This is a genomic window from Hamadaea sp. NPDC051192 (genome assembly GCF_040682475.1).
Classification (GTDB): domain Bacteria; phylum Actinomycetota; class Actinomycetes; order Mycobacteriales; family Micromonosporaceae; genus Hamadaea; species Hamadaea flava.
This window is the reverse complement of sequence record NZ_JBFBAZ010000072.1, coordinates 17343-39207: the sequence shown is the minus strand read 5'-3', so window position 1 is coordinate 39207 and position 21865 is coordinate 17343. Positions and strand designations below refer to the sequence as shown.

The 21865-nt window shown below is 68.8% G+C and carries 12 protein-coding genes; 3 read left to right on the top strand and 9 right to left on the bottom strand.

Going from position 1 to position 21865, the window contains the following annotated elements; all coding sequences use genetic code 11:
• Positions 1–135: 135 nt before the first annotated feature.
• From AB0M47_RS26430 to AB0M47_RS26420, 3 genes are read right to left on the bottom strand one after another with little or no spacing between them, the layout of a single operon-like run.
• Positions 136–1326, bottom strand: a complete 1191-nt coding sequence (locus AB0M47_RS26430; RefSeq protein ID WP_363418703.1) for a hypothetical protein — start codon at positions 1324–1326, stop codon at positions 136–138.
• Between the two features lie 10 nt (positions 1327–1336).
• The gene (locus AB0M47_RS26425) at positions 1337–7624 is read right to left on the bottom strand and encodes an RHS repeat-associated core domain-containing protein (protein ID WP_363418701.1); all 6288 of its coding nucleotides are present in this window, start codon (positions 7622–7624) and stop codon (positions 1337–1339) included.
• A 26-nt stretch (positions 7625–7650) separates the two neighbouring features.
• The gene (locus AB0M47_RS26420; protein WP_363418699.1) at positions 7651–11790 is read right to left on the bottom strand and encodes a LamG-like jellyroll fold domain-containing protein; all 4140 of its coding nucleotides are present in this window, start codon (positions 11788–11790) and stop codon (positions 7651–7653) included.
• Positions 11791–12092: 302 nt separating this feature from the next.
• Between AB0M47_RS26420 and AB0M47_RS26415 the strand changes: the two genes are divergently transcribed.
• Positions 12093–13184, top strand: coding sequence for a transcriptional regulator (locus AB0M47_RS26415; RefSeq protein WP_363418697.1), 1092 nt, complete (start codon positions 12093–12095; stop codon positions 13182–13184).
• A gap of 36 nt (positions 13185–13220) precedes the next feature.
• Here the strand turns inward: AB0M47_RS26415 and AB0M47_RS26410 are convergent, their stop codons facing one another.
• From AB0M47_RS26410 to AB0M47_RS26385, 6 genes are all read right to left on the bottom strand, one after another.
• Complete coding sequence (locus tag AB0M47_RS26410) at positions 13221–13832, bottom strand: ABC-2 transporter permease (protein WP_363418695.1); 612 nt, start codon at positions 13830–13832, stop codon at positions 13221–13223.
• Positions 13829–14752: an ABC transporter ATP-binding protein gene (locus AB0M47_RS26405; RefSeq protein WP_363418693.1), complete on the bottom strand. Its 924-nt coding sequence runs from the start codon at positions 14750–14752 to the stop codon at positions 13829–13831. The genes AB0M47_RS26410 and AB0M47_RS26405 overlap by 4 nt, the downstream gene beginning before the upstream one ends.
• Positions 14745–15131: a GntR family transcriptional regulator gene (locus AB0M47_RS26400; RefSeq protein ID WP_363418691.1), complete on the bottom strand. Its 387-nt coding sequence runs from the start codon at positions 15129–15131 to the stop codon at positions 14745–14747. Before AB0M47_RS26400 ends, AB0M47_RS26405 begins: the two co-directional genes overlap by 8 nt.
• Before the next feature lie 121 nt (positions 15132–15252).
• Positions 15253–16938 carry a DEAD/DEAH box helicase gene (locus tag AB0M47_RS26395; protein ID WP_363418689.1) on the bottom strand — a complete coding sequence of 562 codons (1686 nt, stop codon included), beginning with the start codon at positions 16936–16938 and terminating at the stop codon, positions 15253–15255.
• Between the two features lie 184 nt (positions 16939–17122).
• Complete coding sequence (locus AB0M47_RS26390) at positions 17123–19486, bottom strand: ABC transporter permease (protein ID WP_363418687.1); 2364 nt, start codon at positions 19484–19486, stop codon at positions 17123–17125.
• The gene (locus tag AB0M47_RS26385; protein ID WP_363418685.1) at positions 19483–20175 is read right to left on the bottom strand and encodes an ABC transporter ATP-binding protein; all 693 of its coding nucleotides are present in this window, start codon (positions 20173–20175) and stop codon (positions 19483–19485) included. The genes AB0M47_RS26390 and AB0M47_RS26385 overlap by 4 nt, the downstream gene beginning before the upstream one ends.
• Positions 20176–20388: 213 nt before the next feature.
• Here AB0M47_RS26385 and AB0M47_RS26380 point away from each other — a divergent pair, with 213 nt between their 5' ends.
• Both AB0M47_RS26380 and AB0M47_RS26375 read left to right on the top strand, forming a co-directional pair.
• Entirely contained in the window at positions 20389–21147 is a 759-nt protein-coding gene (locus AB0M47_RS26380) for a histidine kinase (RefSeq protein WP_363418707.1), read from the top strand.
• Positions 21144–21860, top strand: coding sequence for a response regulator transcription factor (locus tag AB0M47_RS26375; RefSeq protein WP_363418683.1), 717 nt, complete (start codon positions 21144–21146; stop codon positions 21858–21860). The genes AB0M47_RS26380 and AB0M47_RS26375 overlap by 4 nt, the downstream gene beginning before the upstream one ends.
• Positions 21861–21865: the final 5 nt, after the last annotated feature.

The following is a 21865-nucleotide window of genomic DNA, read 5'->3' as shown; positions in this document are numbered from 1 at the left end:
GTGACTGTATTTCACCGGGGTGCTCTCCCTAATTTTCTTAGTTCGCAGGGCCCCCGCCGGGGGGTTACTGCACCGGCCCCCCTCCACACCTGCGGGCGACGAGGGGCGCGACCTGGCTATGACGCAGGTGGAACGTCAGGGCGTCGTGGTGAACGCGACCGTGGCGGGCTTGAGCACCAGCACGTCGTTCGCGTCGTAGATCTTGCAGCGGAACGTGTAGCCGGAGTTCGGAGTGAGCCCGGTGCGGACCGAGGTGACGGTCTCCGGGCCGTCGGAGACGACGACCCCCGGCGTTTCGACGAAACCGGTCCCGCCCACCGTTTTCCAGGAGGCCACGGCGACGCGGTAGCTCTGGTTGTGCGGATCGACGCGGCACGACAGCGTCGCCGACGTCGACGTGACGCCCGCCGCCGGATTGTTGGTCGCGGTCACGGCGCCGGCGAACAGCGAGTTGTCGATCGCGCTGTGCCACGCCTGCTGGGAGGCGACGTCGTGCAGCCGGTAGTCGAAGTTGAGGTTGTAGTCGTAGTACGCGACGAAGACCGTGTTGTTGTCCCGGGCCCAGTTCGCCAGGTCGGCCAGGAAGGCCGCCCGGTCGTTCGCGTCCAGGTAACCGAGCTCGCTGATCGCGAACGGCTTGCCCCGGGCCAGCGTCGTGGCGAGACTCGGGCGGCGCACCTGGTGCTCAGCCATCGTCTCGTTGTCGGTCAGGCTCGCGTTGTCGTCGTAGAAGTTGTAGATGTCCCAGGACAGCACGTCGACATAGACGTCGCCCGGGTAGTAGTCCAGCCAGTTCCGCCCGCTCGCCGGGTCGAGCGACCAGTCCATCAGCACGAGCGTCGCCTTGACGTTGGCCTTGTAGACCGCGGTCTCGTGGGTGATGGTCCAGATACGCCGCCAGGCGGCGATGTACTCGGCCTTGGTGAACTCGCCGGCCGCGATGTTGTCCTCCGGCTCGTGGAAGAACGTCCACCAGACGGTGCGGTCGCTCGGCGCGGTGCTGAAGAACGTACGCAGTGCCGCGTCATGGGTTCCGGCGGCCACCTCGGCCGGCGGGTACTTGAACGAGACGTTGACCGGCGCGGTGCCGTTGAGCTTCGAGTTCGTCGTCCAGTCGCCGGGCGCGCCGGAGAAGAACGCCCGCAGCATGTCGGCCGGCCCGTAGTTCGCCAGGTAGGCGCCGTTCGTCGTCGACCCGAACAGGGTCGACGGTGCGGCGTACGCCTGGCTGGGCGCCGTGGCCGTGACCGCCGCGGCGGTCAGCAGGGCCGCGAGCGCAGCCCGCAGGAACGTGGTACGCAAAGGTATCCCCAATCGTTTCGCCATGGTTGGTAGCTCAGAAACCGCTGATGAAGGTCCACTTGAACGGATCGACGACGTCCTCGAGCGCCATTCCGGGTCCGGTGAGCCCGTTCCACGCGGACTGCACCAGGAGGCCCTTGGGGCTGAACTGGCCCGACTCGGTCCGCACGTCGGGCAGTTTGCCGGTTCCGTAGTCCGCCCCCGCGGCAAGCAGTTTCCGCAGGACCGCGGCCTTGTCGTTGTACATGTTCGTGCCGTTCTCCCGGTAGTGCTCCCCGAGGTCCAGCACGTCATCGGCAACGCCGACCGTCGCGTCGATACCTTCGGCGAGGTAACACCCGGCACCAGCGGTGAAGGCACAGGTGATCACGCCCGCGACCGTGATGCCGCCGAGCACCCAGTTCTTGTTGCCCTTCCACCACAGGTGGAAGTCGTCACAAGGCCCGAAGAAGTCGCAGTGAGGTTCCTCCGGCGGCTCGTCGTAGGGCAGGCAGTAGTTGGCCTTTTGGGTGACTTTGGGGGGCCGCAGGACGATGGGCTTGACCGGCGGCCCGACCGTGCTGGTCTTGCCGTCACCCAGCTTGTACGCGTAGATGGAGACGTCCACGAAGATCTTCAGCTTGATGTTGAAGCCCTTCTTGGCCCAGTCCCACGCGATCGCCGTGTTGACCCAGGCGGTGTACCCACCCGAGCCGTCCGAGTAGTTGAAGACGCATTCGGAGCCGTTGTTGCGGCAGGCCGCGTAGAGGTCCAGGTTCATGACGATCTTGTAGCCGCCGGTGTACATGGTCATGCTGTACCGGCCCAGCCAGACCCAATCCTTCTTCTGCCACGGGAAGTACGGCTCCATCCCGTCCGGATCGGACATGCCGATCGGATTCTGGAACGCGTAGTTGTACGGATCGAGCTGCGCGCGGTTCATCGAGTCGATGAGCGGGTCGGGACTCATGAACCGGCCGGTCACCGGGTCGTACTCACGCGCGCCCAGATGGGTCAGGCCGGAGTTGTCCTTGGTGCCGCCGACGAAGCCCTTGTCCATGGACGCCGGCCACGTGCCCGACCCGGTACGCGTATTGCCGAACGGATCCTGCCGCCGGATCGCGACCGCCTGGTCAGTGGCCTTGATGGTGACCGCGGTCGTGCCCTGGTGGTCCGCGGACAGCCACACCACTCCCCCGGTGGTGCGCATGGCCACTGTGGTGGCGCCGAACTGGTAGTAGCGGGTGCACTTCTTCGTCGCGCCACTGGTGGTGTAACGCAGCTCCTGGTTGGGCAGGTAGAGCGTCTTACCGGTGGAGTCGCGGCGGATCAGCCGGTTGCCGTCCGCGTCGTAGAGGTACTCCGTCGTGCCGACCTTGGACGCGTGCCCCTCGACGTCCCATTCGATGGACTGGCTGGCCGCCCCGTTGGGCCGGGTCTTCACGTAGCCGCCGGGTTCATAAGTGATGGTGCTGTTCTTGGTCCCGGTGTCGTCCTTCACCGACAGCGTCTTGAGCTGGTTGGGCTCGTCGGGATAGCCGTAGCCGGTGGTCTTCACGCCGGTCGGTGTGACGTTCTCGACCTGCGTCTTGCGGTTGCCCGACGCGTCGAACTCCCACGACGTCCAGTACTTGGCCGGACCGCCCAGGGCGCTCGCGGTCGGATCGGGACCACAGTCGCCGTCGGCCGGTGTCCACGCCAGCGTCAGCCGGCCCAGGTAGTCGTACCGGAAACACTGGTGGTCGCCGTTGACCGCCTCGGACATCCGCACGACGCCACCGGAGGCGTCGTAGGAGTAGTTCAGGTCCATGACGTTCGTCGGCGCGGTCTGGCGGCTGGTCAGCTTGCGGCTGAGCAGCCGGGTGCCGTCGGCGTACTCGTTGGCCAGGGTCACCGTGCTGCCGCCGTTGTGCTGCAGCGTGGTGGTCGCCAGTTCGCCGTATCCGGTGTAGCTGGTCGCCGAGACGTAGGAGGTGCCGCCGTCCAGGCTGGTCTTCAACGCCGACGGGCTGCCCAGGCCGTTGTATTCGCTGCGCAGGGTCTCCGACGTCATCCCGGTCGGGCCGTCGATGTCCGGCAGCTGGGTGGTCTCCAGCGAGCCGTCCGCCAGGTACGTGAAGTTGTAGAGGTAGTCACCGGCTAGCCCGACCTCCGACGTCGGCACCGAGATCTTCATCCCGGTCGGCTGGTAGGTGGCGGTGAAGCCGAGCACGGCGCTGACGTACTTGTTGCGGTTGGCGTCGTACCGGATGGAACTCGTGCGCTGGCCGCGGGTGTTGAGCAGCTCGTCGTACTTCCACTCGGCCAGCAGGTTCGTGGCGACCGTGGCGTCGTTCTTGTACATGCCCGTCTTGCGGCCCAAGAAGTCGTACGTATACACCAGCTTGACGCCACGCGGGCCCGTCGTGGATTCGAGCTCGCCGTACTTGTTGTACTTCATCGTCGCCGTCCCGGTGTTGGGGTCGGTGATCGAGTCCCGCTGGCCACGCAGGTCATAGGTGTACGACCAGACGTTGCCGTCCGGATCGGTGACCTGCTCGAGCTGGTCCTTGGCCGTGTAGTCGTACTTGGTGATCTCGTAACTGCCGGGGACCGCCGGAGTGGCCGTCGTGCCGAAGTAGTGCCACAGCGCGGTGGTGTTGCCGTGCTGGTCGGTGAAGGTGGAGCTGGCGGTGCCACCGGCCGGCGGCGTGACGTCCACCCGGTCGCCGCCGTACGCGGTGACCTGCCGCGAGTACTCGGTCACCACACCGGTCATCGAGTTGCGCACGTAGCGGATGACGGTCAGGCTGCGACCCGCGCCGTCGAACGTGGTCTCGGTTCGGGAGGGCACCTCGCCCTGCTCGTTGGGGACCACCAGCGACGGCCCCGGCGTGCTCGCCACCAGATAGGTGTCGTACGCCTTCCAGGCCCGGCCCGCGGAGTCGTAGAAGGTGTCGCTCACCTGAGTGCCCGCCGCGCCGTCGCCCCGAGGTGCCTGGGTCTGCCGCGGTCGCAGCATGCCGTCGTGCAGTTCGTAGGTGGTCACGTAGCCGCCGTTCGGCAGGAGCTTCGCGGTGGCCACGACCGTCGGCGCGTTGTTGCGCACCAGGTAGGTGTAGATCTCGTTGGCGCTCTGTACGCCCTTGTCCCGTCCCGGCTTCCAGACGGACGTCAGCCGGCCCATGCCGTCGTACTCGAACGACGTGACCCGGAAGTTGGCATCGGTCTTGGCCACCGGTACGCCGAAGGCCGGCTCCATCTCGACCTTCTCCGTCCAGCCCAGCTGGTTCGCCATCTCCTGGCGTACCAGCTGGCCACCGGCGTTGAGGAAGTAGTCGGTGGTCGTGGTGTTGCCCTTGCTGTCGGTGGCGACCTTGGGCCGCCCGCTCGCGTCGTACTGCGTGGTGGAGGCCACCATGTGCACCGGAGCGCCGGACACCCAGTCCTCGAGCTGCTCCTGCTTGGTCGGCAGGCCGCGGGTGGGAGGCGTGTCGATGCTCGTGGCGGAGTCGTAGTAGGTCTTCTCGTCCACGACCACGTCGTCCTTGGTCAGACCGCTCTGCTTCGCCCGGGTGCAGCCGACGACGAACTGCCGCTTGCGCTTCACCAGCGAGGCCAGCCACTCGTCACCGTCGTTGACGTCGGCGTTGCGGGCATAGTCGGTCAGCGTGCATTTCTCGTCGCCGGTCACCGCCTGGTCGCCGTAGTCCTCGAACTCCACCGGCAGGCCGAAGGCGTCGAAGTCGGTACGCGTGGCCGTCGTCCGCGGCACCCGGCCGCCGTCCCGGATCGTCCGCTGATGCTCCTCGGCCGTTCCTGTGAAACGCGCATAGACGCTGACGGAGTTGATCGTCCGCGTCGCCGTCGGCGCCGACTGCCACGCCACCGTCACCTTCGCGGACAGCTCAGGCCCGTTCTCGCCGTTGTAGACGATCGTCTCGCGCGGCAGGCCGGCGTACGCGTCCTCGTCCTTCTGACTTGGGACGTCCACCGCGTCGGCGGTGTCGCCGTCCTTGTTCATGTCGACTGCGGCGAGAGTGACGTCGCGCGGGTCACCCGTGGTCTTGTCGCCGTGCATGCCCTGGTAGTACCGGGTCTCGGTGAGGGTCTGGGCCGCTCCGACACCGACCCGGGTGTAGACGGTGCCGTATCCGCGCCACACCGACCACGTCTTGTACTCCGCCTTGGTCAATCCGTCGTCATCGGTGTAGTGCCAGGCCGGGCCGTTCGCGTACTGGTACTTGGTGACCTTCGTGGCCTTCTCCGGCGACACCGTGTCCACCTCGTGCACCTCGGTGACGACGTACTTGTGGAAGAAGTCCCAGATCGGATTCTGGTAACCGGGCGGCGCCCACTTCACCGGATAGCACCGCAGCGTGTTCTGGTCGAGTGCGCTGAGGCTCGGCATCCGGCTGCCGGGTACGCAGTCCTCCGGCGAGTAGGTCACCTCGATGCGCGCTCCCGTCTCGGAGGTGACATGCGCCAGCCGGAACCAGTTCATCGCCGGCGAATGATCGGGGGTGAGATGCGAATCGACCCGGTTGTTGAGCTGGACGTAGGCGAAGGTCACCTCCGGGACGCTGGTCTCCACGCGGACGTACCCGGTCTGGGAGATCTTGTCCAGGACGAGGCCGCCGCGGGTGCCATCGCCCGGATCGGGGGTGGAGTGGGTGAACCGGTAGGTGGTCACCGGGGCGTAGTCGGTCCCCGTCCCCTTCCACAGTTTGGTGGTCACCGAGCCCAGTCGCCGGGTCGTCCAGAACGTGGGGCTGATGACGTAGCACGGGCTCGTCTTGCACTCCAGGTCCCACGGCACGTCTTTCCAGTTGGTGCCGTTGTGGGTGGTGCAGCTCGTGGTGAAGCAGCGATCCTCGTCGTCGAACTCCACGATCATCGGCGCGGCTCCGGTGGAATCGCTCCGGGTGCCGTACTCGATGCGGTTGAGGAAGCTGCCCCGGTCGTACCCGACGGGCTTGTCGGTCAAGCCCTGCTTGGCGTACTTGTTGGTCTCCTTGGTGTAGAAGTAGCTCATCGTGTTGCCGTGCTGGTCCACGACGTGGTCCAGGTTCCAGCGCCAGGCCCGGGTGTGGAACGAGTCCTCGAAGGACGTCTTGTGGCCCGGCTCGCCGGTGTTGTTGGACGCGACCGGCGCCGTCAGCGTGGAGTTGCTGGCCGCCTTGCCACCGAACCAGTACTGCGTGCCGTCGGTGGTGGTGACCACCCACCATTCGCCGTCGTTGTCGCCGTTGCCGGCGCCCGTGCGGCGCTGGATGTAGGTGCCGTCGTCGGCCCGCAGGTGCCAGCGGTTCGCAACGGTCGGGTCTTTGAGCAGCTCACCGGCGTGCCCGGCCAGTGACAGGGTGGCGTTGTCGGTGCCCCAGCACAGGTCGGCCGTCTTGTCGGTGTTGTTGCCGCCGTTGCCCATGTCGTCGCCGCAGGACTTGTAGCGCCGCTCGATGTAACCCGGCCACATCTCGAAACCCTCGCCCAGCCACGACGGCTGGTTGTTCGACGCGACCATCCGCCCGTCGACGCTGGCCGAGGAGTAGGCCAGGGCCAGCTTCGGAGCGGGGCCACCCGCAGCGGGCGGGGTCCGCAGCGGATAGTTCCAGTTGAACTCGCCCGTGCTGCTGCCCGCGTTCCACGTCGCCGAGGGCTGCAGGCTCGTCGCGCCGTAGTCGCCGGCGCCGCTGGCGGTGTCGCCCTCCGCGGCGAGCATCGTCTCGACGCCGGAGACGGTCACCTGCGCGGTGAGCGTCTTGGTCTCGGCGTTGTTGCTGGTGACCAGCGGGGTGCGCCGGCACTGTGCCTTGCCCGGTGTGGTCAGCGCGCAGGCCGGCACCTGCACCAGGCGCAGGCGCAGGGCCCAGTCGGCGCCATAGGCCGCGGCGAAGTCCCGATAGGCGAGGGAGACCTTGACAGGTTCCTTCACTGATACGCCGTCAGCACGCGAGAGACCGAACATGACGCCGTTGACACCGGCGGCGTCGGTCTGAGTCCGGTCGAGCATGCGCAGCTTGACCTTGGCCGGCGCAGTGGCGCCGACGGCGGCCACGGCTACCGGCGTACCCGTGGAGAGACTCACGGTGGTCTGGTTTCCCGGGGTGAAGGACACCGCGAGGTCGGTGACGCCGGTCTTGGGCCAGACCGGGACGGCAGGCGACGCCGCGCGTCGCGTGAGACTTCGCTGGATCGCTGAGGCGGGAGCGGCTGCGGGCGCGACGACCCGGCTGGGCGTGACCCAGTCCTGCTGTGCGGTGGGCGCGACGTAGGTCGCCGCCTGAGCCGGGCCGTCGATCACGACGGAGCCCAGCGTCACGCTCAACACCACGGCGAGGCCGGCGGCGAGATGGGACCGCATGTCGTTACTCCTTTCGGCGGAGGGGCTTAGGCCAGCAGTGCTTTCGGATCGGCGACGACGCCCTGATAGACGCGAACCTCGTCGAGGCCGCCCTTCCAGAAGTTCGTCGCCCCGGCCGCCCACTTCTCCCGGCCGATGACCAGCGGCCCGGTGGCCTGCCAGCCCTTGGTGTACTTCGTGGTGGCGGCGAGCTCGCCGTTGACGTAGAGCCTGAGCTCGCCGTTCACCGCGTCGTACACGCCGATCAGATGGGTCCAGGTGTTCAGCTGCGGCGCGAGCGGGGACTCGGCGCCCGTGGTGACCGCCGCGTCGGTGTCGTCCGAGTGCGCCCAGAACCGCCAGCGGTCCACACCCTTGTGATAGCCCAGGACGAACGGCCCTGTTCTGGTCCCGTCGAAGCACACCGCGCAGGCGTGGGTACTGGTGTCGGTGAGCCTCACCCAGGCGGAGACCGTGAAGGACTTGGTCGTGTCGATGACCGGCCCAGCGGTGGCAGCCGAACCGGTGCCGTTGAAGGTCAGGCCGGGCCCCTGGGCGTACCCGGCGGCCCAGGTCGCATCGCCGGACAGGGTCACCGGATGTGCCGGGCTAGCGCCGTCGGCGCACACCACCGGGCTGCCGGTGCACTGACCGAAGCGCCAGTCCCCCGCCTGGACCGGCAGCACCCCGGCGTACACCCTGACCTCGTCGAGCGCACCCAGCCAGCGGTGGTTGGCCAGGGTGGGCGTACCCCCGGTGAGCTCAGTCCACAGTGCCCCGCCGACGGTCAGCGGGCCGTTCGCGTCCCACAGCGGGGTCGGCTTGATCGCCTGCCCGTCGAGTACGCCGTTGACGTAGAGCTTGACCTCGCGGGTCGTGCCGTCGACGGTGGCCTGCAGGTGGGTCCACTTGCCGAGCATCTCGACGCCGAACGGCGTGGACTTGGCCGACACGCCTCCGCTGTTGCCGCCGTCGGAGTCCGAGCCGGGCAGGTAGATCCGCCATCGCCCGCTGGACGTGGCGCTCTCCCATTTGTAGCCGAGGAAGAACGCGCTGACCTTGTCGCCGCTCTGGCCGACCACCGTGCGGTCGATGGTGGGCAGGGTCGTACCGTCCAGCCGGACCCAGGCCGAGACCGTGTACGACTGCGACGTGTAGACCGCCGGCGAGGACGCGATCGCATCGCCGGTGCCGTCCATCAGCAGCAGGCCGGTGCCGTCGTAGCCCGCCCCGGACGCCGGGATCTGCGCCCCGCCGGACAACATCAGGTTGTTGCCGAGGTTCGACGAGTCGAGGGCGTACGACTGGTAGGTCTCGTTGAAGTGGTACTCGCCGGTCTTGGTCTCCGCGCTCGGCTGGCTCATGTCGCGGATCTCGCCGTCGAAGAGCACCCGCTGCCAGGCCCGCACATCGGCGAGCGATCCGTTGAGCGGGCCCGTGCCGCCGCCACCCAACCGCATCTCCCCGGTGGCGTCAAAGGTGACGACGCCGGTCTCGGAACTCTGGAAGACGCCGTCGACATAGAGCGAGGACTTCTTGGCAGCCGAGTCGTAGACCCCGGTCAGATGCGTCCAGACGCCGATCTGCGGCGCGGCCAGGGACTCGGCGGTCCACCACGTCGGGTCCGACGTCTCGTCCTGCGCGGACGGGATCTCGAACACCCAGCGGTCGACGGTGACGTCGTACTGCAGGTAGAACGCGCTCCAGTAGGAGCCTCGCTGGCTGACGGCCGTCTGGTCGGCCGTGCCGCCCTTCGCGTTCAGCTTCACCCAGGCCGACACCGAGAAGCTGCGCGTGGTGTCCAGGAACCGGTCGAGCCGCGCGTACTGGCCGGCGGTTCCGTCCAGGCCGAGCGCGGTCTGGCCCGGCACCCGCGCCGGTACGCCCAGCGTACCGCCCATCAGCGTGGCGTCCCGCTGGTTGCCGCTGGAGTCCGCCAGCGGCGGGAACTCGCCGAAGTCGTCCACCTGCTCGGTCAGCCGCCAGCGTGCCTGCAGCGGGTCGGCGCCGTCGACGGTGAAGTCGTAGTCGGCCCGGATCCCGCTGGTGTTGCCGGACGAGTCACGGGCCTGCACGTACAGGGTCTGCGGGCCGCCCGCGACCGGGGTCCAGTCGAACGTCGCCGACGCCCCCGCGGTGACCGGGATGAAGGTGGCCGGAGCCGGGCTGAAGCCCCAGTAGTAGCCGCTGACGTCGGTGTCGGCCGCATTGCCGACGCTGATGGTGAACCGGCCCGTGGTGCCGATGCCGCCGCACGGGTGGCAGTTGTCCGGGTACTGCGCGGAGGTCACGACCGGCACGGACGGCGGCGTGACGTCCACCTGGAATTCGCACCAGGGAGAGTCGGTGGAGTCGTCGGTGCCGCTGGTCGTCCCGTACGTCCAGGGGTCGGAGATCTTGACGCGCCATCGGTAGGTGCCGGTGGTGACGCTGACGTTCACGGTGGTGGTGCCGCCGTTGGCACGCGCGGTGGCGTCGGTCTTCGACGTCGACGGGCCCCACTGCGCGGGCAGTCCGGCGCCCGCCTCGCCCGCGAGCAGCCACCGCTGCAGCTCGAACACGCCCTTGAGGTCGGTCTCGGTGTCGGCGTCCACCGCGATCGCGCTGAGGTCGGGCGTGCTGTCGCTGGACAGCGGCGAGGTGGTCAGCGGCGTGGTCCCGGTGCTCGCCACGCAGCTGGTGCTGAAGCTGGTCGACTGGGCGCCCACGGTGGGGACGCTGTTGTAGTCGATCGCCAGCGCGGCGGTGCTGTGGTTGAACCGCTTCCAGTAGGTGACGTCGCTTTCGTTGGCCGGACGCAGGCCGACGGTCAGCGTCGAGGAGCCGAGCGACAGCGCCCGGTTGACCAGATGGGTGGCGCTGAACTCGATGGTCCCGGGGCCGGCGCAGCCGTTCGTCGCGCCCAGTTTCTTGTTGCCGACCGTCTCGGCCGTGTAGCCGGAGTCCCAGGTCGGCTGCGCGTTCCAGGTGGTGCTGGAGCTGATGGCTCCGGTCAGCCACAGCTTGGTGTTGTTGCCGGAGAAGCAGGTCCAGGCCCAGCGCTGCTCGATGGAGAACTTCGCGCCGAAGATGTGCTTGCCGACGGCCTTGCTGAGGTCCATCCGGATCAGCGAGCGGATGAGGTACTGGACACTGTCGCAGCCGCCGCTGCTGTTCGGTTCGTCGCAGGTGCGGCCCGCGCCCATGTCGCCCTTGGTGTCGGAGTTGTTCAGGGCGTTGGTCCGCTGCCAGAAGCTGCTGGTGACCGTGTCGGAGCGCGACCACACCATGGTGAAGGCGTTGCCGCTGATGCCACCGGTCCACGACGGGTCGATGTAGACGGGGAACACCGTGTCCGGGCCGGTCAGCAGGTCCAGGTCGGGCTCCAGGTCGAGCTTGCCCACGCCCGGCGTGGCCCGCACCAGCGCGGTCCGCGCCTTGACGTCGCCGGCCTGCTCGGCCGAGACACCGGCCCGCTGCACGCCGCGACTGTCCCACATGGTCGCCGCCGCCGAGGCGAACACCGGCCCGCCGGCCTTGTCGTTCGCCGAGAGCGCCCCGTGGCCGCCCCCGGCGAACGTCAAGCCCGCGCCGGTCAACCCCAAACGGATCTTCCGCAGCGCAGGATTCGCCGCCGCCTCGCGGTTCTTCACCACCAGCAGGTGGGTGAACCCGTCGACCTCCGCTTCGATCTGCAGGTCGACGCCCGGGTAGACCTCGGGGTAGGTCGCGGTGGCGCCCGCCAGCACCGGCTCCGGCAACGTCCCTGGCCAGGACAACGACATCGCGTGTCCCGGCTTGCGCAGCGTCGCGAGCGCCGCCTTCCCACCGCCGGAGAAGGTCATCGGGAACACCGGCGCGATCGGCGAAATCGAGCCGTCCGCGGTGCGGCGCAGCGTCGCGTCCGCCTCGACCCAGGAGCCTGCGCTTGTACGCGCCCAGCGCGGCCGCAGGCTCTGTTCGGCGGTCATGTAGCCCGCCGGGTTGGCGAAGACCTGCGTCGTCTCCGTACGCGAGCCCTGCGCCTCCACCCGGTAGCCGCAGCGCCGAGCCATCGCCAGCGCCGCCTGCTCCGTGTCCGTCGCCTGCACACAGGGTGGCGGTACGACCGCCGGCGCGGCCTGCGACGCGACGGTCGGCAGCGGGCCCACGACCGACAGGAGAAGAGTCGCGGCGACGAGAACCGGAAGTCGCGGTGACCAAGCCATGCAGGGCTCCTCGAGGATCGTCTTCGGTGGTGGTGTACGCACGCCGACTGGCGGCGTCTCGCGGCCACGCCACGAAACGCCGTCGGACATGGCGGCGTCAGCGCCGAACGGCGGCGCGACCGATGGGCTGTGGGGCCTACGCGCAGCTGGGAGTTTGCTTAGCGCGATAAGTTTCGAATCTTCGAGGTGTGCGGGCAAGGTTGTTGCGGCACAGATCAAAAGTGCAGGTCACGCCCACTGTTCAAGGGCCGCTGTGGGCTAGGCGACACCCGGTGCGCCGCAAGAGATGTAAGGATTCTGATGTGCTCAGAATTCACTTCACCGCGGCCGACCTGAGTCGTGTCCGCCTGGCCGCGTCGCCAGATCCGATGTGGGAGACGGCGCTGAGCATGCACGTGGTGCAGAGCCGCAATTTCGATCCATTGCTGTCCGGGTGGCGGCGCAACCTGCTGCGTCTGCTGCACCCGGCGGGAAGGTTGCAGAAGCAGACCGCCATGGCCTTCGCGCTGAATCCGCCGCTGGGCTACTTCCCGGATTTCCTGACCCCGCACGAGGCGTCCGAGAGCATCGAGGCAGGCCTCGCCAGTCTGCTCGCGACCCCGAAAGCGCGGCTGCGCAGAGAAATCGAGTTCCTGGGCAAACCCCAGGGCGAGCTGGGTTCCGGGCTCGACGACCTGCGACGAGGAAGCCGCGGTGCGCTGATGACGCTCAGCGACGGCCTACGGAGCTACTTCGAGGCGGCACTGGCGCCGGTCTGGTTGCGGATAGCCGCGACCGTCGACGCGGATCGAGCCGTACGCGCACATCAGTTCCTGCTCGGCGGCATCGGCCGCCTCCTGGACAACCTCGCCCCGACCGTCCGCTTCCACGACCAGGTGCTCGAGGTTCACCACGTCCGCCGGGATTCCGACCTGTATCTCAACGGCCGTGGCCTCGTCCTGATCCCGTCCTTCTTCAAGGAAGACGGAAACGTCATGCTCCTCGCCGACCCGTCCTTGCCGCCGGTCGTCGTCTACCCCGTAGACCGGCACATCCGGGTCACCCTGGAAGCGCGGCACCAAGCGACGACCGCCCTGATCGGCGCGACCCGCGCGGCGATCCTCGAGATGGCGACCGCCGGTGTGACGGCGACGTACGCCGCCCAGCAGCTGCGGATGACGGTCTCCGCGGCCAGCCGCCATCTTGCCGTACTGGCCAACGCAGGCCTCGTCTACCGCGTCCGCGAAGGCAACCGCCTTCACCATCTCCTGTCGCCACTGGGCCTCAGCCTGCTGTCGCCGACGACGACGCCGCTCGCGTACACGCAGGCTCCTGGCGGGGGTTCGCTCATCCCGGGCGAGCATTCGACGGATCTGTCGTTGGGCGGCCGTTCCCTGCACACCTACGGCAGCTGACGGCCGGGTTTCCGCGCTCGCCCCGGCGCCAGGACGTCAGACGGCCTTACGCAGGCGCGGAGCCAGGGTCGCCGACGCGACGAACGCGACGACGCCGGCCACCCCCAGCAGCGGCAGCCAGACCTGGATCGACGCGACGGTCAGATGCAGCTTGTACGCCGCCAGCATGACCAGCGCCAGTGGCAGCGTGGTGGCCAGGACGCTGACACGGGCGTACCCGAACCGGATCAGAATCGGGAACTGGATCGCGATGTTGACGGCGAACAGCGCCCAGGACAGGACCAGCATGGTGACAAGCGACCGGCCGCCGAACGCCACACCCTCGATCCGCGCGAAGACGTAGGCCAACAAGGTGCCTACCACGACCGTGGCGGCATAGCTCGCCATGGCCCAGACGTAGTAGGCGCGCAGCACGGCATGCCGGGGCGCGGGCAGTACCGCGTACAGGGTGTCCAGATCCGCCTTCTCGGCGATCTGGAACGGCTGCACGGCAAGGTAGGGGGCCAGGAGCACCGCCAACGCCGGGGCGACCACGGTGGGGCTCCGGGCGTCGATCAGCGCGGCCACGCCGAACACGAGGAAGAACTGGCTCTGAAACGGCGCCACAGTACGCATGTGCAGCGCCGCCATGCGGGCGACGGCCTTCATACGACCCCTTCCTGAGAGCCGGTACGCACCACCGCCGCGCTCGGCGACAGTCCGATATGGATTGCGATGTCCTCCAGGGACGGCGCCTCCACGAGCACATCGCTGTCGAGCAGCACCGCCTCCTCCGCGCGTACCAGTGCTTGAATCCCGGTCGCGGACCGCCGGGGACCGATCAGCTCGACGCCGACGGGATCGATCAGATCGTCCGGCCCGCCGCGCACGATGCGATAAGCGGCCAAGACCTCGTCCTTGGGGCCGGTACGCACGATCCGCCCGCCATGGATGAGCGTGACGAAGTCTCCGATGCGATCCAGGTCGGAGGTGATGTGGGTGGAGAAGAGGACGCTGTGCCCTTCGTCGAGCAGGAAGTCGCCGATGATCCCGGCAAGTTCGTCGCGAGCGACCGGGTCCAGGCCACTGGTCGGCTCGTCGAACACGAGCAGCCGTGCCTGGTGCGACAGCGCGATGGCGATCATGAGCTTCATCGCCATCCCCCGAGACAGATCTTTGACCTTCGCTCGCAGATCCAGGCCGAACTCAGCCAGCAACTGCCGATACCGGACGCCGTCCCAGCGGGTGTAGAAGGGTCGCAGCGCCCGCTCGGCATCAGTCAGCCGCCACTCGCCCACGAGATACGTGTGGTCGAGCACGACTCCGACCTCTTGGCGCAGCGCCACCGGGCCGGGCACCCGGTGACCGAGCAGCTCGATCTCGCCGGCGTCGACCCCGCGCATGCCTAGCAAGCATCGAATCGTGGTCGTCTTGCCCGCTCCGTTCGCGCCGATCAGGCCCATCACATAACCGGTCGGCAGTTCGAAGCTCACGTCCCGCAGCGCGAAGCCGTTGCCCACCGCGCAGTCCACGCCGCGCAGCGCGAACGCCAGATCGCCGGGAGCGCCTCCCGAGAAGAAGTCAGACATGCTCGAACTCGGTTCGCATCAGCCCATCCATGACATCGATGAGTTCCTGGCGGCCGAGGCCGGCCCGCCGGGCCGCGTCCAGGGCCGTCAGCAGGCCCTCCTCCACCTGCCGTAGCAGCTGTTCTCGCAGCAGTGCCGAGTCCAGCGCGAGCACGAACGCGCCCTTGCCCGGCACGGTCGAGATGAATCCCTCTGAGGCCAGCTCCGCGTACGCGCGAGTCGTGGTGATGATGCTGATCCTCAGATCTCGGGCGAGCGCGCGAACGGAGGGCAGCGCGTCGCCCTCGGCGAGTTCACCGCTCAGGATGGCAGTCCCGATCTGGTCCTTGACCTGCTGGTAGAGCGGCACTCCGGAGCTGTTGGACAGCACCACACGCACGGAAGCCTCCGAGAACCTACAGCCGACTGTACTTGGTCACTATATACAGTCGGAACAGTAGGGACGCAAGCAGCATTACCGGCCGGTCCGCCGAAGCGGCCCGGCGCTGACGCGGCGGCGGTTACCTGTTCCGCTTCCGGGCGGCGAACGACTCCCGCCGCACCACGAGCTTCTTGCCCTTGACGGTGCTGTTGCGCAGCGCGCTGATCACGTCGTCGGCCGCCCCGGCGGGCACCTCGACCAGCGAGAAGCGATCCGAGATCTCGATCGCCCCGATGTCGCGCCCGCTGAGTCCCGCCTCGTTGGCGATCGCACCGACGATGTCCTGCGGACGGATGTTCGCCCGCCGGCCGAGGCCGAAGAACAGCTTGACGGTGCCCGCGGTCGAACGGTTGGCGCTCTTGCCGCCACGTCGTTCGGGTTCCTCGTGCCGCGCCTTGCGGCTGACCGCGTCGGACTGGTCGGGGATCTCCTGCTCGTCGATCTCGTTCCCGCTGGACTCATGCGCGAGCTGCACCGCCGCGAGAGCGATGTCGACGATGTCGAACTCGTCGCCGAGCGACTCGACCACGACGCGGAACCGCTCCAGGCGGTCACCGGCGATCAGGTTCTCCTGCACGGCGGCGCGGGTCATCTCGAGCCGCCGCGTACGCAGGTCGGCGACCGTGGGCAGCTTCTCGATCGTGAAACGCTGCTTGGTGGCCTGCTCGATCGTCTTGAGCATGCGGTGCTCGCGCGGCTCGGCCAGGGTGATCGCCACGCCTTCGCGGCCCGCGCGACCGACGCGTCCGATGCGGTGCACGTACGCCTCGGTGGCCGACGGCACGTTGTAGTTGACCACGTGCGTCAGCAGGTCGATGTCGAGGCCGCGCGCGGCGACGTCGGTGGCGATGAGCAGATCGGCGGTGCCGGCCCGCAGCCGAGCCATCACCCGGTCGCGCTGGTCTTGGCTCATCCCGCCGTGCAGCGGCTCAGCGCGGTAACCGCGACCGTTGAGCGTCTCGGTGAGCTCGTCGACCTCCTCGCGGGTGCGGCAGAAGACGATCGCCGCCGCCGGCGATTCGGTGTCGAGAATCCGGCCCAACGCGGCCGGCTTATGCGCCCGCGACACCATGTACGCGCTCTGGCGGACCTTCGGCGCCTCGCCACGGGCCGGCTCCTGCCGACCCATCTCGATGCGTACCGGGTCGCGCAGGTAGCGCTTGGCCAGGGCGGCGATCCGCGGCGGCATGGTGGCCGAGAAGAGCACCGTCTGCCGCTGCTCGCTGGTCTCGTCGAGGATCGCCTCGATGTCCTCGACGAAACCCATGTCCAGCATCTCGTCGGCCTCGTCCAGCACGACCGTCGTGACCTCGCCGAGGTCCAGCGTGCCGCGGTTGATGTGGTCGATGGCCCGGCCCGGGGTGGCGATGATGACATCCACGCCGCGCCGCAGCGCCTGGAGCTGCCGCCCGATCGGCTGCCCACCATAGATCGGCAGCACCCGAACACCCAGGTCGCGGCCGTAGCGGTGGAACGCCTGGGAAACCTGAATGGCCAGTTCCCGGGTAGGCACCAGCACCAGCGCCGCCGGGTTGACGCCCCGATCACCGTCGGCGAGCCGCTGCAGAATCGGCAGCGCGAAGGCCGCGGTCTTGCCCGTGCCGGTGGCCGCCTGGCCGAGCACGTCGCTGCCCGCCGCGATCGGCGGGATCGACTCACGCTGAATCGGCGTCGGTTCCTCGTAACCAAGATCTGCCAGCGCCTTGAGCAGTTCCGACCGCAGCGCCAGATCGGTGAAGGACACCGCCTCCTCCGACGGGCTCATCGCCATCAACTCCTGCCCCTGTAGACACAACGCAACAGGGATTCTCCCAGGTCATCATCGCAGCCATGCCGCCAGGCCACTACCGAATCGCCAAGTACCGGCGGTTGCACTCACGACAATCAATGTGCTCCGCGACCGGCCAGGGCCGGATCACGAGGGGTGACCCGGCCCTGTCCGCTGCGGCTTACTCGTTGTGCAGCACCTCCGCGATCCTCAGCCGGGCCGCGCGGCGGGCCGGGATCAGCGCGCCGACGAGCGCGATCAGCACCCCGGCCACGACCAGCAAGGCCAGCGTCGGCGCATGCCACACGTTCAGGACCGCCCTCGGGATCGCGACCCGCGCCGCGTCGGCGGTGATCGGCAGGATCAAACGGTGCGCGATGATCCCCAGCGGGAGGCCGAGCAGGCCGCCGACCGCCCCGAGCAGCCCCATCGAGGTCAAGACCATCGCCACCACCTGGCGCGGGGTCATCCCGATCGACTTCAGCATGCCGAGGCTGCGGCGACGCTCGTGGACATTGAGCACCACCGTGTTGAAGACGCCCAGCGCCGCGACCGTCGACAGCAGCAGCGCCAGCACCGCCGAGAAACTGATGACCACCACCTCGAGGCCGTTCTGCTCGGAGGTGTCCCACGCGTCGATTCCTGGGTCGGCCGCCCGGACCGCTTCGATGTACGCGGCGACGTCGCCATCGCGAACCAGTTGGACCTGGTAGTACACCTCCCACGGCCGCACGACACGGTCGGGGGCCAGCTCGGTCAGCACCCGCCAGTCGACCAACGCGGCAGGCGGACCGATCGCGCCGTCCATCGTCTCGCCCACGATCGTCAGCTCGGTACGCCGCCCGTCCAGCCCCAGCGTGATCCGATCGCCGACCGTCAGCCCGCGCTCGCGCATGAGCTCGGACGACACCACCGTCTCGTCCAGGCGGGTCGCCCAGCGGCCCTTGGTCAACTCGTCCTGGTAGCCCATCGACGCGTAGTCGCCGCGGACGAAATTCACCCGCAGTGGCTGTGTCTGCCCCAGGGCAGGCACCGGTACCCCCAGAATGGCCGCCACCCGGGCCACGTTCGGCAGACCACGCAGGAGAGCCTCCACCTGCGCGTCGGTCCGGCTGGTGACCTGCGGGGCATCCTGCGGGGACAGCCGGCCCTCGCCGGTGATCCGGATCGAGCCGTCGGAGGGCTGGACGGCGATCTGCCCAGACGACCGGTCCTCGATCGCGGCGACTTGCGTCAGCGTGTCGGCCAGCCCGGTCGCGAACGTCACCGTGGTGACGCCGAGCAGGACGGCCACGACCGTGAAGGCCGTGCGGCCCGGCCGAGCGAACGGCAGCCCGAGCCCGAGGCTGACCGCCCGAGGCAACCGGGTACCGGCGAGGCGGCGCTGCACTCGCAGGCCACGACCGGTCCGGGGCGCGCTGCCGGCGCTGATCGCCTCCGCGGCCGACAACCGGTGCGCCCGCAGCGCCGGCACCAACGCCGTCACCGCGACCAGGGCCGGCACGCCGAGCAGCGCAACCGCCCACACCCAGCCGGCAGCACCGATGCCGCCGCCGAGGCCGAGCCCCTCGAACCCATCGCTGAGCAGTGGTTGCGCCGCGAACGCTCCAGCGACCGTGCCGACGACGCCGCCGACAACTGCCGGGACCGACACCATGACGAGGTACACAGCGACGACTTGTCGCGGCGTGAACCCGATCGCCTTGAGCACCCCGATGTGCCGGAACCCGGAAACGACGGCACCGCTGACCACGTTGCCCACGATGACCACGGCGACGACGAGCCCGAGCACGCCGAACGTGGCCAGCAGCGGCACGTAGACGGCGATGTCGGAGGCCACCTTGTCCTTGACGACCTGGTAGGGCTGGGCGGCGATCAACGCGTCCGCCGCCAGTCCGCTCGTGACGGCGGCGACGGCCGCTTCGACCTCGGCCTTCGTCGACACGTCCCCGGTGAACCGGTAGAGCATCTGCACGCCGGTCGGCTTCAGCGCCGTCATCTGCTCCGGTGTGACCCACGCGTCCGCGGTCTGGCTGAGGCTGTAGGCGTGGCCGACGACCTTGAACTTCACGCCGCCGAGCGTGATCTCGTCGGGCAGATGCTGCGGGTCGTCGCCGCTCATCGGGGGCAGGTTGAGCGCCACCTCACCAGGGCCGGTGGGCCAGCGCCCCTGCCAGAGGTCCAGCCGGTCGACCGGCCCACCCGGGTCACCGCGGCCCACGACCGTGAACAGCCCGTGCGGACCAGGTCCGTCACCCTCGCGGAAGTCGAGCAGCGCCTGCTGGAACGGCCCCGCGGCTGATGCCACACCAGTACGCCGAGAGGCGAGCTCTCCGTCAGAAACTTTGGCCGGGTCGAACACGGCGACCGCATGCGGACCCTGTTGAGCCGTGAACGTCCGATCGAACGGCGCCGAGGACGCGTCGAGCAACACGAGAGCGATCACGATCGTCAAGGTCGACATCAGGACGACGAGTCCGATGACGAACGTCTGCAGCCTCCGCCGCTGGATAGCGGCCCGGGCCGCCCGCCACACGGCGCTCATACTCGATCCAAGGTGCGCTCGTTGGCGATCCGGCCGTCGGCCAGCTCGATCAACCGGCTCGCACACCGGGTGGCGAGCCGCTCGTCGTGCGTGACGATCAGCAGCGTCTGACCGATCTGATGGAGGTCCAACAGCAGGTCCATCACCTGTTCCCCGGCGCGGCTGTCCAGCGCGCCGGTCGGCTCGTCCGCCAGCAACAGGGCCGGGCGATTCATCAACGCCCGCGCCACGGCCACCCGCTGCCGCTCGCCACCACTCAACGCCGCCGGGTACACATCGCGCCGGTCGGCGATCCCCAACTCGTCGAACAGCTCCAGCGCCCGCGTACGCGCCGGCCCGGCAGCGGTGCCGGCCAGTTGCGCCGCCAGCGCCACATTGTCCAATGCCGACAGATCGTCGAGCAGATTGAAGAACTGGAAGATCATGCCGATCCGGTGCCGGCGGAACAACGCCAGCTTCGTCTCGTTCAGCCGTCCCAGGTCCTCTCCGTGCACCTCCACCGTCCCGGCCGTCGGCCGATCCAGCCCGGCGATCATGTTCAGCAGGGTCGACTTGCCACAGCCGGACGGCCCCATCACCGCGACCGCCTCGCCGGTGTGGATCTCCAGCGACAGACCGTCGAGCGCGATCGTGTCGCCGAACTCCTTGCGTATTCCGTCCACTCGCACCACACAGGTCTCCTTGGTCATGGCAGCACGGTATGGCCGCCCGTACCTGCGCCACATCGTCCCGACGATGCAACCAGCCCGCGCCGTCATCCTGGAGATGTACGCGGCTGGACACCGCGAAGGATGCCGAGCCCGGCCGGGTTCTGCGACAGTGGTGGCGTGCAGACCGCAACGTCATGGCTCGTCGTCGCCCTCGCGGCGGCCGTCGCGGTCGCCGCATGGCTAGGCGCAGCCCTGCGGTACGCACATCGCCGCCACCGCCGCGCGCTGGAGGAACGGGGCTGGCTCCTCGAACGCGAACGCGAGAGCGCAGCCCGCACCGCCGTCGACGACGAACGGGCCCGGATCGCCCGCGAACTCCACGACATCGTCAGCCACAACGTCAGCCTCATGATCGTCCAGGCGTCGGCGGCCCGCGAAGTCCTCGCGGCCCACCCGGAAGAGGCCGCACTGGCACTGTCAGCCGTCGAACGGGCGGGCCGGGACACCATGACCGAGCTGCGACACCTCCTCGGCCTGCTGGCCCCGTCGGCCGACGGCGACGACGACAGCGGCGACCACGGCGACCTGGCACCACAACCCAGCCTGCGCCGCCTCAGCCCGCTCATCGACCGCATCGCGTTCGCCGGCCTGCCCGTGGACGTACGCATCTCCGGCGAGCCGAGACCACTGCCGGCCGGGATCGACGTCACCGCGTACCGCATCGTTCAGGAGGCCCTCACGAACGCGTTGAAGCACGGCACCGGCGGGAAGGCGGAGGTGACGATCCGCTACGCCCAGCGTTCCGTACGCATCGAGGTGCTCAACACCGGCCCGAGCGTGCTGACCGGCAACCCGGCCGGCAACCGGGCGACCGGCAGCGGTGACGGCGCCGGCCGCGGCCTGCTCGGTCTCCGGCAGCGCGTCGCCGTCTACGGCGGTGACCTCGACGCACGACGCCGGCTCGGCGGTGGATACCGCGTCCGAGCCCGCATCCCAGTGGACTCCGGATGACAACACCCGAGAATCCGGCGTACGCCGCAGCGCCGACTCCGCCACCGAGAGTCCTCATCGTCGACGACCAGGAGCTGATCCGCACCGGCTTCCGCCTCATCCTGACCGCCCGAGGCATCGACGTAGTCGGCGAAGCCGCCGACGGAGCCGACGCGGTGGCGGCCGAACGACGGCTCAGCCCGGACGTCGTGCTCATGGACATCCGTATGCCGGTCATGGACGGGCTCGAAGCCACCCGGCGCATCCTCGAATACAACCCCCGCTGCCGCGTTCTCATGCTCACCACGTTCGACCTCGACCGATACGTGTACGCCGCCTTGGCCATCGGCGCCAGCGGCTTCCTCCTCAAAGACGTCACCGCCGACCACCTCGCGAAAGCGGTACGGCTGGTCGACACCGGCGACGCGCTCCTCGCCCCCTCGATCACCCGCCGGCTCGTCCAGCGCTTCGCCGCCGGCGACCAGCAGGTCGGCGAACGCAAACCGCCGCCCGCCCACCTCGACCTCTCCGCGCTCACCCCTCGGGAGTTGGAGGTGTTGACACTCCTCGGCCGCGGCCTGTCCAACACCGAACTCGCGCACCAGCTGACCCTCAGCGAAGCGACAGTCAAGACGCATGTCGCACGGATCTTCGCCAAACTGGAGCTACGCGGCCGAGCCCAAGCAGTGGTGCTCGCCTACGAGACCGGCCTAGTCAGCCCCGGCGACCCCTGATGCAC